Origin of the sequence: Corallococcus sp. CA053C (genome assembly GCF_003611675.1) — a bacterium.
Taxonomy (GTDB): domain Bacteria; phylum Myxococcota; class Myxococcia; order Myxococcales; family Myxococcaceae; genus Corallococcus.
Genome location: NZ_RAWA01000228.1, coordinates 1 through 15,281, shown reverse-complemented (window position 1 = coordinate 15,281; position 15,281 = coordinate 1). Strand labels below are relative to the sequence as shown.

11 protein-coding genes are annotated in these 15,281 nt (G+C 68.9%); 8 read left to right on the top strand and 3 right to left on the bottom strand.

What is annotated here, in order from left to right:
* Positions 1–293 precede the first annotated feature (293 nt).
* The 6 genes from secA (at position 294) to D7V97_RS26350 (ending at position 7,835) form a co-directional block, all read left to right on the top strand.
* The gene (gene secA, locus D7V97_RS26375; RefSeq protein ID WP_120613400.1) at positions 294–3,137 is read left to right on the top strand and encodes a preprotein translocase subunit SecA; all 2,844 of its coding nucleotides are present in this window, start codon (positions 294–296) and stop codon (positions 3,135–3,137) included.
* A 340-nt stretch (positions 3,138–3,477) separates the two neighbouring features.
* The gene (gene rpsB, locus D7V97_RS26370; protein ID WP_120613399.1) at positions 3,478–4,455 is read left to right on the top strand and encodes a 30S ribosomal protein S2; all 978 of its coding nucleotides are present in this window, start codon (positions 3,478–3,480) and stop codon (positions 4,453–4,455) included.
* 173 nt (positions 4,456–4,628) lie between these two features.
* Complete coding sequence (gene tsf, locus D7V97_RS26365) at positions 4,629–5,282, top strand: translation elongation factor Ts (protein ID WP_120613398.1); 654 nt, start codon at positions 4,629–4,631, stop codon at positions 5,280–5,282.
* 211 nt (positions 5,283–5,493) lie between these two features.
* Positions 5,494–6,240, top strand: a complete 747-nt coding sequence (pyrH, locus tag D7V97_RS26360; RefSeq protein ID WP_120613397.1) for a UMP kinase — start codon at positions 5,494–5,496, stop codon at positions 6,238–6,240.
* A 42-nt stretch (positions 6,241–6,282) separates the two neighbouring features.
* Positions 6,283–6,837, top strand: a complete 555-nt coding sequence (gene frr / locus D7V97_RS26355) for a ribosome recycling factor (RefSeq protein WP_120613396.1) — start codon at positions 6,283–6,285, stop codon at positions 6,835–6,837.
* Complete coding sequence (locus tag D7V97_RS26350) at positions 6,837–7,835, top strand: diguanylate cyclase (protein WP_120613395.1); 999 nt, start codon at positions 6,837–6,839, stop codon at positions 7,833–7,835. Before frr ends, D7V97_RS26350 begins: the two co-directional genes overlap by 1 nt.
* Here the strand turns inward: D7V97_RS26350 and cyaY are convergent.
* Together cyaY and D7V97_RS26340 are read right to left on the bottom strand one after the other, a co-directional pair.
* A complete protein-coding gene (gene cyaY, locus D7V97_RS26345) occupies positions 7,823–8,155 on the bottom strand; it encodes an iron donor protein CyaY (RefSeq protein ID WP_120613394.1) in 333 nt (110 codons plus the stop codon). The two genes, D7V97_RS26350 and cyaY, sit on opposite strands and share 13 nt — an antisense overlap.
* Positions 8,156–8,172: 17 nt before the next feature.
* Positions 8,173–8,715: a histidine phosphatase family protein gene (locus tag D7V97_RS26340; protein ID WP_120613393.1), complete on the bottom strand. Its 543-nt coding sequence runs from the start codon at positions 8,713–8,715 to the stop codon at positions 8,173–8,175.
* 186 nt (positions 8,716–8,901) lie between these two features.
* Here D7V97_RS26340 and D7V97_RS26335 point away from each other — a divergent pair, with 186 nt between their 5' ends.
* Positions 8,902–9,582, top strand: coding sequence for a hypothetical protein (locus D7V97_RS26335; protein WP_120613392.1), 681 nt, complete (start codon positions 8,902–8,904; stop codon positions 9,580–9,582).
* Position 9,583: 1 nt separating this feature from the next.
* On the opposite strand, the gene D7V97_RS26330 is transcribed toward D7V97_RS26335, so the two are convergent.
* Positions 9,584–13,369: an FAD-dependent oxidoreductase gene (locus tag D7V97_RS26330; RefSeq protein WP_120613391.1), complete on the bottom strand. Its 3,786-nt coding sequence runs from the start codon at positions 13,367–13,369 to the stop codon at positions 9,584–9,586.
* Positions 13,370–13,555: 186 nt separating this feature from the next.
* Between D7V97_RS26330 and D7V97_RS26325 the strand changes: the two genes are divergently transcribed.
* Positions 13,556–14,491 (top strand): class I SAM-dependent methyltransferase, encoded by a 936-nt coding sequence (locus D7V97_RS26325; RefSeq protein WP_233583217.1) that lies wholly within the window; start codon positions 13,556–13,558, stop codon positions 14,489–14,491.
* Positions 14,492–15,281: the final 790 nt, after the last annotated feature.

Genomic DNA, 15,281 nt, shown 5'->3' with positions numbered 1-15,281 from the left:
CTGGGTCGAAGCGATATGCCCACCCGCGCCAAGGTGACCGCCCGCGGACAGCCGCGCATTCCGGCCAACGGTGGCTCCCGCGCCAACGCTCGCGGCGCGGGGACGTTGAATCTGCTTAGGGGACATTGCGTGGACTCGGTTCCGCTTTACTCTGGGCCACCGCGCGCCGGGCGGCCAGCCGAGAGGAAGTTTCGGGGGGCGCGCGTGGTTTTGGTCTGGTTCTCCCTTACATCTCCTGGGAATTCCCTTCACTCGCCGCCTTCCTTCGAGGATTCTCCGGCGAGAGAGCCAACATGATTGAATGGACGCTAAAGAAGCTCATCGGGACGAAGAATGAGCGCGAGCTCAAGAAGGCCCGACTGAAGATTGCTCGCATCAACGAGCTGGAACCCCGCATGAAGGCCCTCCAGGACGAGGACTTCGCGCGCGAGACGGCCCGGATGAAGCAGGAGATCCAGAACGGCCGACCGCTGGACGACTTCCTCTTCGAGGCCTTCGCCATCACCCGTGAGGCGGCGCGCCGGGTCATCGGCCAGCGCCACTACGACGTGCAGCTCGTGGGCGGCCTGTTCCTCCACGAGGGCTGCATCGCGGAGATGCGCACCGGTGAAGGCAAGACGCTCACCGCCACGCTGCCCTCCTACCTCAACGCGCTGTCCGGCCGGGGCGTCCACGTCGTCACCGTGAACGACTACCTGGCACGTCGTGACGCCGAGTGGATGGGCCGCGTCTACAAGTTCCTGGGCATGACGACGGGCTGCGTGCTCCACGAGCTGTCCGACAAGCAGCGCCAGGAGGCGTACCGCTCGGACATCACCTACGGGCAGAACAACGAGTTCGGCTTCGACTACCTGCGCGACAACATGAAGTTCCGCCTGCAGGACTACGTCCAGCGGGAGCTCAACTACGCCATCGTCGACGAGGTGGACTCCATCCTCATCGACGAGGCCCGCACGCCGCTCATCATCTCCGGCCCCACCGAGGACAGCACCGACAAGTACCTCACGGTGGACAAGGTCATCCCGGGCCTCGTGCCGGACCAGGACTACACCCTGGACGAGAAGCACCGCGCGGTGGCCCTCACCGACGACGGCATCGACAAGCTCCAGCGCAAGCTGGGCGTCGGCAACCTCTACGACCCGGGGGAGATCGAAACCCTCCACCACGTCGAGCAGGCCCTGCGCGCGCACACGCTCTACAAGCGCGACAAGGACTACGTGGTGAAGGACGGCGAGGTGCAGATCGTCGACGAGTTCACCGGCCGCCTCATGCCGGGCCGGCGCTGGTCGGACGGCCTCCACCAGGCCATCGAGGCCAAGGAGGGCGTGAAGATCGAAAACGAGAACCAGACGCTCGCCACGGTCTCGTTCCAGAACTACTTCCGCATGTACTCCAAGCTGTCCGGCATGACGGGCACCGCGGACACGGAGGCGGAGGAGTTCGCGAAGATCTACAACCTCGACGTGCGCGTCATCCCGACCAACCGGCCCGCGGTGCGCCGCGACGAGCAGGACGTGGTCTACAAGACGGAGCGCGAGAAGTTCGAGGCCGTCGCCGCGCAGATCGAAGATCTGCACAAGGCGGGGCAGCCCGTGCTCGTGGGCACGGTGTCCATCGCCAAGAGCGAAGTGGTGGCCAACTTCCTCAAGAAGCGCGGCGTGCCCCACAACGTGCTCAACGCCAAGGCGCACCAGCGCGAGGCGGACATCGTCGCGCAGGCAGGCCGCAAGGGCGCCGTCACCATCTCCACCAACATGGCCGGCCGAGGCACGGACATCCTCCTGGGCGGCAACGCGGAGGTCATGACCAAGAGCGCCATGGGCCCGCCGCCGGAGCCGCCCCTGTCGTCGTCCGCGGACGGCCAGCCGGTGGACCTCACGGTCTACCAGGCGGCGCTGGCGGACTACGAGACGCGCTTCGCGGAGACGAAGGCGAAGAACGAGGAGCTGACGAAGCAGGAGCGCCAGGAGGTCATGGCCGCTGGCGGCCTCTTCATCATCGGCACCGAGCGTCACGAGTCCCGCCGCGTGGACAACCAGCTGCGAGGCCGCGCCGGCCGCCAGGGTGACCCGGGCGCCAGCCGCTTCTTCCTGTCGCTCGAGGACGACCTGATGCGCATCTTCGGGTCCGAGCGCATCCAGAGCCTGATGGAGCGCCTGGGCATGGAAGAGGGCGAGGTCATCGAGCACATCTGGCTGTCGCGGGCCATCGAGAGCGCGCAGAAGCGGGTCGAAGGCCACAACTTCGACATCCGCAAGAACCTGCTCGAGTACGACGACGTGATGAACCAGCAGCGGCGCACCATCTACAAGCTGCGCCGCCAGGTGCTCGCGTCGGGCGCGGGCGTCCCGCTCGTGGAGTACGAGGAGGATTTGAAGACCCGCGTGAAGACCCGCTCCGAGCGCGTCATCACCTGGGCGGACTTCCGGGAGATGGTCCTGGACGCGATGGACGACGCCGTCGTGTCCCTGACGGACACCTACGCCCCCACGCGCAGCTCCGACACCTGGGACATCGAAGCGCTGTCCGCGGCGGTGAAGGAGTCCTTCAACCTGGAGATGAGCTTCGAGGGCACCGGCAACCGCGAGGAGCTCCAGGAGCAGATCTACCAGGCGGCGGAGAAGGTCTTCAGCGCGCGCGAGCAGGAGTTCAGCGAAGACTTCATGCGCTTCCTGCAGTACCGGTACCTGGCCACCATCGACCAGCTCTGGAAGGACCACCTGCTGGCCATGGACCACCTGCGCCAGGGCATCGGCCTGCGCGGTTACGGCCAGAAGGACCCGAAGCAGGAGTACAAGAAGGAGGGCTACGAGGGCTTCATCCAGATGCTCGCCGCCATCAAGACGCAGTTCGTCAGCCAGATGATGCGCGTGCAGGCCCGCTCCGCCTCCAGCGCCGCGGAGGAGACCGCCCGCATTCAGCGGCAGCTCGCCCAGCAGCAGAAGAAGGCCGTGGAGGGCCGCGCGGACGCCGAAGGGAAGCTCGCGGAGGCCACCGCCACCCCCGTCGCCCAGCGGACCGCCTCGGCCGCCGCCGCCACCGGGGACGCCCCCCGCGTGGGCCGCAACGACCCCTGCCCCTGCGGCAGCGGCCGCAAGTACAAGAAGTGCCACGGCGCCAACGAGGCCAACGCCTAGCCGTCCCCTGGGACAGCCCTGACGTCGCCCTCCGGCGCGGTCGCCCTCCCTTTTCCGAAGGGAGCGGGGGCCGCGCCGGTCGCCTTCCTGCAAGGCGGGGGAGCGGGCTGGAACGGGGGAACCCGGACGGACGGTGCGCCGAAGCTTGCGCCCCTCTCAAGCGTTCTGCTAAGGACGCCGCGCCCTGTTATGTAGGGGCCGGGCCGTACGCCCGAAGGCAGTCGAAGCACCCACTACTCACACGCGCGTGCCGGTCGCCGGTGCCCCTCCAGGTGGAAGGGCCAGGGCCGGGACTTCCCAAGACGCGCGTGGCGGAACACAACCGGAAGGTACACGCACCATGGAAACCCAGCAGGATACCCAGACGCAGGCCCAGGCGATGGCCGCCGCCAGCGGCATCACGATGCGCCAGCTGCTCGAGGCCGGCGTCCACTTCGGCCACCAGACCAAGCGCTGGAACCCGAAGATGAAGCCCTACATCTTCGGTGCCCGCAACGGCATCTACATCATCGACCTGCAGAAGACCGTGACGATGGCCCGGTCGGCCTTCCGCTTCGTCGCGGACATCACGGCCCGTGGCGGGTCGGTGCTCTTCGTCGGCACCAAGAAGCAGGCGCAGGACGTCATCCGCGAGGAGGCCGCGCGCGCCGGTCAGTTCTTCGTCACCAGCCGCTGGCTGGGTGGCACGCTGACGAACTTCAAGACCATCAAGCAGGGCATCGACCGCCTCAAGACGCTGGAGAAGATGGCCGAGGACGGCACCTTCGAGCGCCTGCCCAAGAAGGAAGTCGCCCAGCTCGACCGTGAGCGCGAGAAGCTGGAGAAGAACCTGGGCGGCGTGAAGGACATGGCGAAGCTGCCCCGCTGCGTCTTCATCATCGACCCGAAGAAGGAGCACATCGCCATCCACGAGGCCACCCGCCTGGGCATCCCGGTGATTGGCCTGGTGGACACGAACTGCGATCCGGACGGCATCGACTTCGTCATCCCGGGCAACGACGACGCCATCCGCTCCATCAAGCTCTTCACGTCGAAGATCGCCGACGCGTGCCTCGAGGGTGCGGCGCGCTACCGTGCGTCCGGCGCCGCCGAGCGCGACGAGCAGGAGGAGCGTGAGGGCCGTGACGACCGCCGCGACCGCGATGACCGCCGGGGTCCCCGCCGCAATGACCGCCGCGACCGCGATGACCGCCGGGGTGGTGGTGGTGACCGTGGCGGCGAGCGCCGTGGCCCCCTCGTGGAGATGAAGGGCGCTGCCGCCCCCGTCGCCACCGAGACGCCCGCCGCCGAGGGTGGCGAGACGCCCGCGGCCGAGTAGTCCGCCGCCGTCCTCGCTTCCACGCAAGCTCCGGAGTCGGCCGGGCGGCACCTTCCAAGGCCCGCTGTCCGGCCGTCTCCATTTTTTTGTCCCCGCGGTATCCCCTTTGAACTCATGGCTCCGCCCGCGGCGCATACCGCCGTGCTCGGAGCAGAAGACCGAGAGAGACGCACATGGCTGAGATCAGCGCCCAGATGGTGAAGGACCTCCGCGAGCGGACCGGCGCGGGCATGATGGACTGCAAGAAGGCCCTCTCCGAGACGGCCGGCGACTTCGTGAAGGCCGAGGAGTGGCTGCGCAAGAAGGGCATCTCGCGCGCCGCCGGCAAGGAAGGCCGCGTCGCCGCCGAAGGCATCATCTCCAGCTACATCCACGGCGGCCGCATCGGCGTCATCGTGGAGGTCAACTGCGAGACCGACTTCGTCGCGCGCAACCCCGACTTCCAGGAGCTGGCGAAGGACGTGGCCATGCAGATCGCCGCGGCCAGCCCCAAGTACGTGCGCCGCGAGGAAGTCCCGCAGGACGCGATGGACAAGGAGAAGGAGATCCAGCGCGAGCTGCTCAAGCAGCAGGGCAAGCCCGAGGCCATGCTGGAGAAGATCCTCGTGGGCAAGCTGGAGAAGTACTACGAGGGCGTCTGCCTCGTGGACCAGCTCTGGGTGAAGGACGACAAGAAGAAGGTCGGTGAGATGATCACCGAGCGCGCCGCGAAGATTGGCGAGAAGGTCTCCGTGCGCCGCTTCGTCCGCTTCGAAGTGGGCGAGGGCATCGAGAAGAAGAAGGAAGACCTCGCCGCCGAGGTCGCCAAGACGCTGGGCCAGGCTTAAGGCGCCCGGCGCATCTGAAGCACCTGCCGAACCCGGGGCCGCGTGCTCGTGGCTTTCCCTCCAGCAGGGGAAGCCTCGGGGGCGCGGCCCTCGGTATTCCGGGAGCTTCTCCCCCTTCGGGGCGTCCGTACGCCCGGCATCGGACGGTGCGGGCCCGGCGACGACTTCCGTCGTTGATCGGGCGCGGGGCGGGGGATAGAAGCGGTCGCGTATGTCCGAATCCACCTCTCCCTACAAGCGCATCCTCCTCAAACTGTCGGGCGAAGCCCTGATGGGCGAGGGGAAGTACGGCATCCACCCCCCCACCCTCACGCGCATCGCTGAAGAAATCGCCGAGCTGTCCCGGGCGGGCATCGAGCTGGCCGTCGTCATTGGCGGAGGCAACATCTTCCGCGGCGTGGCTGGAGCGACGGAAGGCATGGACCGCGCGAGCGCGGACTACATGGGCATGCTGGCCACCTGCATCAACTCCATGGCGATGCAGGACGCGCTGGAGAAGCAGGGCCTGAAGACGCGCGTGCAGTCCGCCATCAAGATGGAGCAGATCGCCGAGCCCTACATCCGCCGGCGCGCGGTGCGCCACCTGGAGAAGGGCCGCGTCGTCATCTTCGCCGCGGGCACGGGCAACCCGTACTTCACCACCGACACGGCCGCGTCGCTGCGCGCGATGGAGATCAACGCGCAGGTCATCCTCAAGGCCACCAAGGTGGACGGCGTCTACAACGCGGACCCGAAGAAGGACCCCACCGCGCGGCGCTACCGGACGCTGACGTACATGGACGTGTTGAAGCAGAACCTCAACGTGATGGACTCCACGGCCATCTCGCTGTGCATGGACAACAAGCTGCCCATCATCGTGTTCGACCTGGGCACGCGCGGGAACATCCACCGCGCCGTCATGGGCAAGCAGGGTGAGTTTGGCACCGTCGTCGGGGCCTCCGAGACGGTCTGGGCCTGATACCCCGAGCAGGGCTGACACAAGCTTCTGGAGGAGACTGCAATGGCTGACACCGTCGCGGAACTGAAGCCTCGTATCGACAAGACGCTGGAAGACCTCAAGCGGGAGCTGGCCAAGGTGCGCACGGGTCGTGCGAGCACCGCCATCCTCGACGGCATCCGGGTGGACCAGTACGGCACGCCGACGCCGCTCGCGGGCGTGGCCAGCATCAACGCGCCCGAGCCCCGGCTCATCACCATCAAGCCGTGGGACAAGGGCGTCCTCAAGGACATCGAGAAGGCCCTGCGCGAGGCGAACCTGGGCATCAACCCGATGAACGACGGGGAGATGATCCGCCTGCCCTTCCCGCCGCTCACGGAGGAGCGCCGCAAGGACATCGTGAAGCAGGTGAAGACCAAGGCGGAGGACCACAAGGTGGCCATCCGCAACCACCGCCGCGACATCCTGGAAGCCCTCAAGGCGCAGCAGAAGGACAAGAAGATCACCGAGGACGACCTCAAGCGCTTCTCCAAGGACGTGGAGGACAAGACGGCCGCGGGCATCAAGCAGGTCGACACCATCTACGCGGAGAAGGAAAAAGAGGTCATGAAGGTCTGATGGCCACCGTCCTCCTGGCCGAGCCGTCCGCTCCCGTCGCCAGCGCGCTGCGCAGGTACCTGGAGGGCGCCGGCCACGAGGTGGCCTGGGTGGGCAGCGCCGTGGAGGCGCGCCGCCTGTTGGAAGACCGTCCCCCGGCGGTGCTCGTGGCGTCCGCGAGCCTGCCCGTGGACGGAGAGGCCCTGTGCCAGGAGCTGCGCCAGAAGGGCTCCCGGCTGCCGGTGCTGCTGGTGTACCCCCCGGATGAGGAGCACGCGGACCCGCGCGCCGTCCAGGCCGGGGCGGACGGTTGCCTGGTGGGGCCCCTCAAGCGCGGCACCGTGGTGACCTGCGTGCGGCTGGTGCTGCGCCTCCACGAGGCAGGGGCCCACCCCCAGGCCCCGGAGGACAGCGGGGCTCCGGCGTCGGTCGTGGGCATCCCGGCGCGTCCCGGGGGCCTTCCGGAGCGGCGGGCCTCGCGCACGGACGTGTTCGCGGTCAGCACCTCGCCGGACTTCGACTTCCTCAAGCGCCTCCTGCTGATGGAGGTGAAGCGCAGCCGGCGCTACCGCTACCCCATCTCCCTGCTGCTGGTGGAGTTGGACCGCTTCACCGAGCACACCCTGAGCATGGCGCCCCCGGCGCGCACCGCGCTGCTCGCGGAGGCCTTGGGGCTCCTGACGGCGGGGGTGCGCGACATCGACGTGGTGGTGCCCTTCGCGGACAGCCGCTTCGTGGCCTTCCTGCCCCACACACCGCGCTCCGGGGCCCGGGTGGTGGCGGAGCGGCTGCGCGAGCGGATGCCCTCCCTGAAGGCCCTGCCGGGCGCCACGGCGTCCGTGGGCGTGGCGGTGTCCGAGCCCTCGGGCGGCGGCAAGGGGCTCACGCAGGGCGCGGGCCTCAGCTTCGGAGGGCTCTTGAAGGAAGCGGGGGAGGCGCTGCGCCGGGCCCAGATGGGCGGGGGCGACAGCGTGGTGGTGGCCCCGTCGGGCCCAGGCCCCGGTGCTCAGGACGGGTAGACGAGGTCCTGGCCGGTGAGGTGCTTCACGACGCCGGCGACGAAGGCGAACAGCTCCAGCCCGCGCCCCTTGTCGTCCTTCCAGGTGCGCGAGGCTTCGTCGTAGTCGAAGTGGATGCCCTGGCCCTGGCCGGCCACCCAGAGCTGCCGGACGGCGCGCTGGGTGTTGATGATGCACTTCTCACGGGAGCTGGCCGTCAGCGTCACCATGTCGCCCGTGCTGTCGGCTTCCAGCACGTCCGGGTCGAAGGCATCCGCCGCCGCCATGATGCGCTTGAAGGCGGCGGCGACGAGCGGGTTGTAGCGGGCTTCATCCATCATGGCCGCGCTCCCGGACGTCACTGGATGACGTCGAGGACCTGCTGGCCGGGGGCGGCGTAGAACAGGAACTTCAGGTGCTGGGCGGGGGGATTCTCACCCTTCTCGCCGGGAACCTGGTCCTCGGTGCTGGTGGGCGTGTCCGGCCACTCCATGGCGATGACCGTGCCCGGGTTCACCGGCTTGGGGAAGGACTGCATCCCCAGCAGGTGCGCCGCGAGCGCGCCCATCGAGGGCTGGTGGCCCACGAGGACGAGGTTCTCGTGGTTGTGGTCCTTGAGCACGGGCTCCACCGCGCCCACCGGCATGTCCGGCAGGAGGCAGCGGTGCACGCGCAGCAGGCCCTCGTGCTTCGTCGCGAAGGAGAGGATCTGCGCCGTCTGCACCGTGCGCACCAGCGGGCTGGTGAGGATGAGGTTGATGGTCCCCATGCGCTCGGACAGCGACGCGAAGTGCTGGGCAATGTTCGCGCGGGCCTTCGCGGTCAGCGCGCGCGCCTCGTCGCCGAGACCCTCGGGGATCTCTGCGTCCGCATCGCCGTGCCTTACCAGGAAAATCCTCAAAGTCCCTCCACTGAACGCGACAAGCCCGCGGTTCGTACATGACCGTGGCCCGGTAGGTCAAAGGTAATGAGGCGAATGTTCAGTGGCCGGAACAGCCGACGTGGGGTCGACGTTCGGGTACCGGCGCTCGCGGGGGCCCGTCGGAGCATACACTGCCCCGCGCCGGTGGCGTTCGCTGGAGGTGGCATGCGCAAGCTGTGGTGGTGGTTGCCCGTGGTCCTGGTCCTCTCGGCGTGTCGCAAGGATACGGTCGGCAGTGGCCCGGAGGCCGGCACCGAAGGTAGGGAGACGGTCGCCCGCCTGGAGGGCGAGGTGACCGGCGACGACGGCGCGGCCGGGCCCTACCCGCTGACGCAGGCGAAGCTGGAGGCCTACGTGGGCTACCAGCGCAAGATGCTGACGGTGTACGGCTCGCTGATGCGGGGCCTCCAGGACATGGGGCCGCTGATGGACGCGGGCACGCCGCAGGCGCTGGAGGCGGCCCGTTCCGGCCTGAAGCTCATCGAGCGCAAGGCCCAGGCGGAGACGGACGCGCGCAAGGCCGCGGGCCTCAGCACCGACGACGTCAACCGCATCGCCGAAATCGTCACCGCCGTCATCAGCCAGCGGCAGATGGGGCGCACGCTCCAGTACGAGGAGGAGCTCAAGAAGCTGGAGGCGCTCCAATCCCGCATGCCCGTGGAGCAGCAGCAGGAGCTGGCGCCGCAGGTGGAGTCCATGCGGCGCCAGGTGCAGGCCTTCCAGCAGCTCCCGGAGGCGCGCCGCGAGTTCGGCGACGCCAACGTGGACCTGGTGCTCGCCCGCGAAGCCGACCTGACAAAGAACTATCAGGACATGCTCAAGGCCTTCGCGGGCGTGCGGCGCTGACTCACACCCGCTTGAGGTGCGGGGCCTTCTTCAGGAGCTGCGCGAGGAAGGTGTCGCCCATCTTCTCCAGCACCGTGTTGCCGCGCAGGCGCTGGTTCAGGTTGACGAAGTCCACGTGGTCCAGCCGCTGGTCCTGGTTGTAGCAGGAGAACACCCACGTCTCCTTGCCGGTGAGCGGGTCCACGTGCCGCTGGAGGCACTGGGCGCAGATCTCCTTCATCATGCACTGCATGGGGGAGTTGATGGACCCGATGGCCTCGTGTCCGGGCTTCAGGTACGGCTGCAGCACGCCGTGCCGCGCCTCGGCCACCGCGCGCATCATCCGGTCCGAACCGATGGCGATGATGCGGTCCACCTCGCTCAGGGAGATGACCGGCGCCACGCCCAGCTTGCCTTCCGCGTAGGCCACCATCGCCTGCACCACGTTGCCCCGGAAGGCCGTGTCCTGCGGCCGGCGCACGTCCAGCAGCTCTCCGCCGTCCACGGACCAGATGACCTGGTCGGTGCCCAGCTCAATCTCCTCCTGCTTGAACGAGTCCGACTTCAGCCGGTAGCCGGCGAAGTAGACGACGCGGCAGCCCGCCGCCTTGAGCGAGCGCGCGATGGAGAAGAGGACCGCGTTGCCCAGGCCGCCACCCACCAGCACCACCGTCTCGTTGTGGCCAATCTCCGTGGGCGCGCCCGTGGGGCCCATCAGCACGACGGGCTCGCCGGGCTTGAGCGCGGCGCACAGGCGGGACGAGGAGCCCATCTCCAGCACGATGGTGCCCATCAGGCCCTTCTCCTTGTCCACCCACGCGCCCGTGAGCGCCAGGCCCTCCATGGTGAGGCGCACGCCGTCCACGAGGGGCGCGTTCCGCTCGAAGTTCTGGAGCCGGTAGAACTGGCCGGGGGAGAAGTGGCTCGCGGCGAAGGGCGCCCGCACCACCACCTCCACGATGGTCGGCGTCAGCCGGTTCACCGCGACGACCGTGGCGAGGAACGCCTCGTCCAGCTTCGCGAAGTGCTCCAGACGCTTCGCCTCGCGCGCCTGCTGCGCGGCCGTGTCGCTGAAGTCCAGGGAGGCCACTTCCTTCGCGAACAGGCGCGCCACCTGCGGGTGCCCGTCCTTCGCGCTGGCCATGGCCTTCACCACGTTGCCCGCGTAGGTCGGGTGGTTGTCGCCGTAGAAGGACACGAAGCGGCCGTCGTGCTGGTAGGACGTGAAGAAGCCCACCTTCGCCTCGGGGTCCTCCGCGGCCTCCACCGGCTGGAGCGTGAAGCCCGAACCCTCCGGCTTCTCCACCAGCTCGAAGCCCTGGAAGTACTCCTTCGCCTCGTCGAGCTGGAAGGTGCCCGGGTACTCCTTCTCGTACGTGACGTTGGGGGACGTGCCCGCGGCCACGCACACCGTCTTCGCCGGCAGCTCGAAGAACTGGCCGCTGCCCTTGAGCCGGCCGTCCACCGTCACCATGCGCTCGAAGCGCAGCGCGCGCACCGCGCCGGTCGCGTCCGGCAGCGCCTCCACGGGGCTCATCCGTTCGATGAAGCGGATGCCCTCCTCCAGCGCCTTGGAGACCTCCTCGTGGTTGAGGCGGTAGGCGGGGGATTCCGTGAGGCCCCGGCGGTAGCAGAGGCTCACGCCGCCCCATGAACGCACCAGGTGGATGAAGTCCGGCGTACGGCCTTCCGCCTGGGCCTTCTGGCGTTCGGCTCGCACCGCGCGGCCGTGCTCCAGGAAGGTCTGGTAGGTGGCGCGCTCCTCGGCGTCCAGGCGCTCGATGACGCCGGCTTCGCCCAGGTCCGCGACGAGCTTCTCGTGGCGCTCCAGCGTCTTCTCCACCTGCACCGGGTAGTACGCCATCAGCTCCGTGGCGGTGTCCACGCCGGTGAGGCCGCCGCCAATGACGATGGCGGGCAGCTGCACCTGGAGGTTCGCCAGCGAGTCGCGCTTGAAGGCGCCCGTGAGCTGCAGCGCCATCAGGAAGTCGGAGGCCTTGCGGATGCCCCGGATGAGGTTGTTCTTCATCCCGATGATGGTGGGCCGGCCCGCGCCCGCGGCGATGGCCACGTGGTCGAAGCCCAGCGCCCAGGCGTCCTCCAGCGTCAGCGTGCCGCCGAAGCGGATGCCGCCGTAGATGCGCAGGCCCTCGCGGCGCGCGAGCGTCAGGTGGATGAGCGTGAGGAAGTTCTTGTCCCAGCGCACGGTGATTCCGTACTCGGACACGCCGCCGAAGCCCTCCAGCACGCGCTCGTCCAGCTCTCGCGTGAGCCCGCGCCAGTCGCGGATGGGTTCCAGTTTGTGGCCGTTGCGGCCCACCAGCTCATCCGGGAACGGTTCGATCTTGAGGCCGTCCACGCCGGTGACGGCGAAGCCTTCATTGAGCAGGTAGTGCGACAGCGTGTAGCCAGCGGGCCCCAGGCCCACGACCATCACGTTGCGGCCCACGTAGGGCAGGGCGTACGGGCGGCGGATGTTGAGCGGGTTCCAGCGCGTGAGCAGGCCGTAGATCTCAAAGCCCCACGGCAGCTCCAACACGTCGGTGAGGGTGGCCGTCTCCGCGAGCGGGATGTTCACCGGCTCCTGCTTCTGGAAGATGCAGGCCTTCATGCAGTCGTTGCAGATGCGGTGGCCGGTGCCCGGGCACATCGGGTTGTCCAGCGTCACCATGGCGAGCGCCGCCACGGAGTCACCCTCGCGCTTGAGCGCGTGCGCCTCCGAGATGCGCTCGTCCAGCGGGCAGCCGGTGAGCGGGATGCCCAGGGGGTTCTTCTTGAACGAGTGCCCCTCCGCCACCGGGTCCTTCGCGGGGAAGCCCTTGGAGCAGGAGTCCTTCTGCCGCTCGTGGCAGATGACGCAGTAGTCCACCTCGTTCATCACGTCGCGCGGCGTGCCCCGGCGGTCCGTGAGCTTGAAGCCATCGCGGTGGCGCAGGTGGTGCTCCAGCCCCTCCGTCTTCTCCTCCAGCGCGGCGTCCGGGCGCTGCAACTGCACCAGTTGGTCGAACACCAGCGGCTTGGGCAGCCGCAGCGTGGGCCAGGTGTGGAAGAGGGACTTCGTCTCCGGGTGCAGCGCGCGGGCGTACGTCCAACGGTCCGCGAGCGACAGGAGCGCGCGCACGGCCTGGAGCTCCGCCGCGTCGTCGCCCTTGGTCACCAGGCTTGAGCCGAAGGCGTCCGCGCCCTCGGGCGTGGCGGTGAGCGCGAGGCGCAGGGCGGCCCACTGTTCGCGCAGGGCGGGGGCGCGCTCCTGGTGCGCGGGGGGCAGGTTGCCGGAGAACAGGCGCTCCAGGTCCAGCAGCGACAGGATGGACTCCGCGAGCGCGCGCTCCAGGTCGCCGTGGGCGAGCGCGTCCGGGAAGCCCAGCTGCATGAGCAGGCGCATGCGGCCGTCGAGCGCCGGGAACTCCGCGAGCGACGGGCGGTCCTGGGCGCCCTTCTTGAAGACGCGGCGCGTGATGAACTCGCGCTTGAAGTCGAAGAGCGGCAGCTCGCCGCGCAGGTGGCGGGCCAGGCGCTCGGACTCCGTGCCGATGCCGAACAGGGTGGCGACGAAGCGCGAGACGTGGCGGGCCACCTGGATGAGCAGGTCGGATTCCGCCGGGCCGGACGGCGTGGTGCCTCCGGACTTGCGGTAGGCGTCGAAGGCCTGGAACAGGTCCGGGGCGTCGCCCTGGAGCTGCGCGTCGAAGCGCTCCGCCAACCGGCGCAGGCCGCTGGGGCGGTACAGGTCTTCGAAGGAGAATCCCGGCAGGCCCAGGTGAAGGGTCGGAGCAGGGGCGGAGGCGGGTTCGTTCAAGGCGCGCATGTCACGGACGGGGGAGGAGAACCTGGAGCAACGATTCCGGAAGGGGGCCTATTTCGCGGCGTGTCGCCCGGAAAGCAAGGGGGCTCGCGAGTCGGGAGGGGTTCGGGCCCATGGATGCCATTGCCCGGCCTTTCCCCCCATCCGACGTGTTGAGGCGGTGGGCCCTTGCGACTACGGTGCGCCGCCATGATGGACAACGCCGCACGTCGTGCCTCGGAACCGCACCTCGCTCCCGTGCCGGATGCCTGTTACCTGTGCAAGGGAGGGCGCCTGCGGCTGCGTCACCGGGCGCGGGGCAGCGCCCAACCCGAGGGGGCGGCCGCCTACAACTGCACGTCGTTCGGCCACCGCAGCCACCCGCCCATCTGGGGCTGCGAGGACTGCGGGATGATGTTCCAGTGGCCCATCCAGTCCCCGGACGCGCTGCTGCAGGCGTACCAGGACGTGGAGGACCCCCTCTACGTCGCGGAGAAGGACAACCGCTACCACACCTTCCGCCGCGTGCTGCGCGAGCTGGGCCCGGCCCAGGGCCGCACGCTGCTGGATGTGGGCGCCTATTGCGGCTACTTCCTGGACGTGGCGCGCGAGGCGGGCTTCCGTCCGGAGGGGCTGGAGCTGTCGCGCTGGGCGGGCAACAACGCGCGCGGTCTGGGCTTCACCGTGCACGGCGTGCCCCTGAAGGAGCTGGCGGCGAGGGGGCTCCAGTACGACGTGGTGACGCTGTGGGACGTGGTGGAGCACTTCGCGGATCCGCGTGAGGAGCTGAAGGCGGCGCTGAAGCTCGTGCGCCCCGGCGGCCGCATCTACCTGTCCACCATCGACGCGGGCAGCCTGCTGGCGCGCGTGATGGGCGGGCAGTGGCCGTGGCTGATGGACATGCACCTGTTCTACTTCGGCCGCCGCACCCTGGCGCTGCTGCTGGAGGAGGTGGGCTTCCACGTCACGGACGTCCGGACGTACACGCACATCATCTCCGCGGACTACCTGCTCAGGAAGGTGGGCGCGAGCTTCCAGCCCGCGGCGCCGCTGCTGGAGCTGGTGCGGCGGGGCGTGCCGTCCAGCCTGTCCATCCCGTTCAACCTGGGCGACAACATGCTGATGGCCGCCGAGCGGCCGCTCTGAGTCCCCCGGCGACCATGTCTTCACCGATGTCCGCGCCCGTATCCGCGCCCATGTCTGCTGGGGCACGGCGGATGCTGCACCCGCTCGCGCTGGGCGTGTCCTTCCTGCTGTCGGCGTTCCACACCTGGCCGCTCCTGTCCCAGATGAAGGGGGTGGTGCTGGGCGGCCGGGAGGACGTCTACATGAACATGTGGCACCTCTGGTGGATGCGCCAGGCCGTCTGGGTGCAGCCGCAGAACCCCTTCTTCGCGCCCTTCCTGCACTGGCCCCTGGGGGCGGAGCTGTACTGGCACACGCTGGCGCCCGCGAAGACGCTCTGGGGCGTGGTGCTGCTGCCGTTCATGTCGGTGGAGACGGCGTACAACGCGGTGCTGTTCGGCTCGTTCGTGCTGACGGGCTACACGTCGTGGCTGCTCTTGCGCTACCTGCTGGAGCGCGCGGGACACGGGCCGTGGATCGCCGCCGCGGCGGCGCTGGCGGGCGCGTGCGTGTTCAACTTCTCGCGCTACCACCTCAACCACGCGACGGCGCACCTGAACCTCACCGCGCTGGAGGGGATGCCCCTCTACCTCTACTGCTTCTTCCGGTGGCTGGACGAGGGCAAGCGCAAGTGGCTGGTGGGGCTGGCGGTGTCCGCGTTGTACGTGTTGCTGTGTGACTACTACTACCTCGTCTACATCGCGCTGTTCTCGCTGCTGTGGGTGGTGGCGGAGCGGTGGAAGCGCGGGCCGCTGCTCTCCGTGGACACGTGGAACTGTCTCTTATACACGTCTGACGCGCCGACGAACTC

Bases quoted from the DNA above. Each gene is read 5' to 3' on its own strand.
- secA (WP_120613400.1), top strand. From the start codon at position 294: ATGATTGAATGGACGCTAAAGAAGCTCATCGGGACGAAGAATGAGCGC.
- rpsB (WP_120613399.1), top strand. From the start codon at position 3,478: ATGGAAACCCAGCAGGATACCCAGACGCAGGCCCAGGCGATGGCCGCC.
- tsf (WP_120613398.1), top strand. From the start codon at position 4,629: ATGGCTGAGATCAGCGCCCAGATGGTGAAGGACCTCCGCGAGCGGACC.
- pyrH (WP_120613397.1), top strand. From the start codon at position 5,494: ATGTCCGAATCCACCTCTCCCTACAAGCGCATCCTCCTCAAACTGTCG.
- frr (WP_120613396.1), top strand. From the start codon at position 6,283: ATGGCTGACACCGTCGCGGAACTGAAGCCTCGTATCGACAAGACGCTG.
- D7V97_RS26350 (WP_120613395.1), top strand. From the start codon at position 6,837: ATGGCCACCGTCCTCCTGGCCGAGCCGTCCGCTCCCGTCGCCAGCGCG.
- cyaY (WP_120613394.1), bottom strand. From the start codon at position 8,155: ATGATGGATGAAGCCCGCTACAACCCGCTCGTCGCCGCCGCCTTCAAG.
- D7V97_RS26335 (WP_120613392.1), top strand. From the start codon at position 8,902: ATGCGCAAGCTGTGGTGGTGGTTGCCCGTGGTCCTGGTCCTCTCGGCG.
- D7V97_RS26330 (WP_120613391.1), bottom strand. From the start codon at position 13,369: ATGCGCGCCTTGAACGAACCCGCCTCCGCCCCTGCTCCGACCCTTCAC.
- D7V97_RS26325 (WP_233583217.1), top strand. From the start codon at position 13,556: ATGATGGACAACGCCGCACGTCGTGCCTCGGAACCGCACCTCGCTCCC.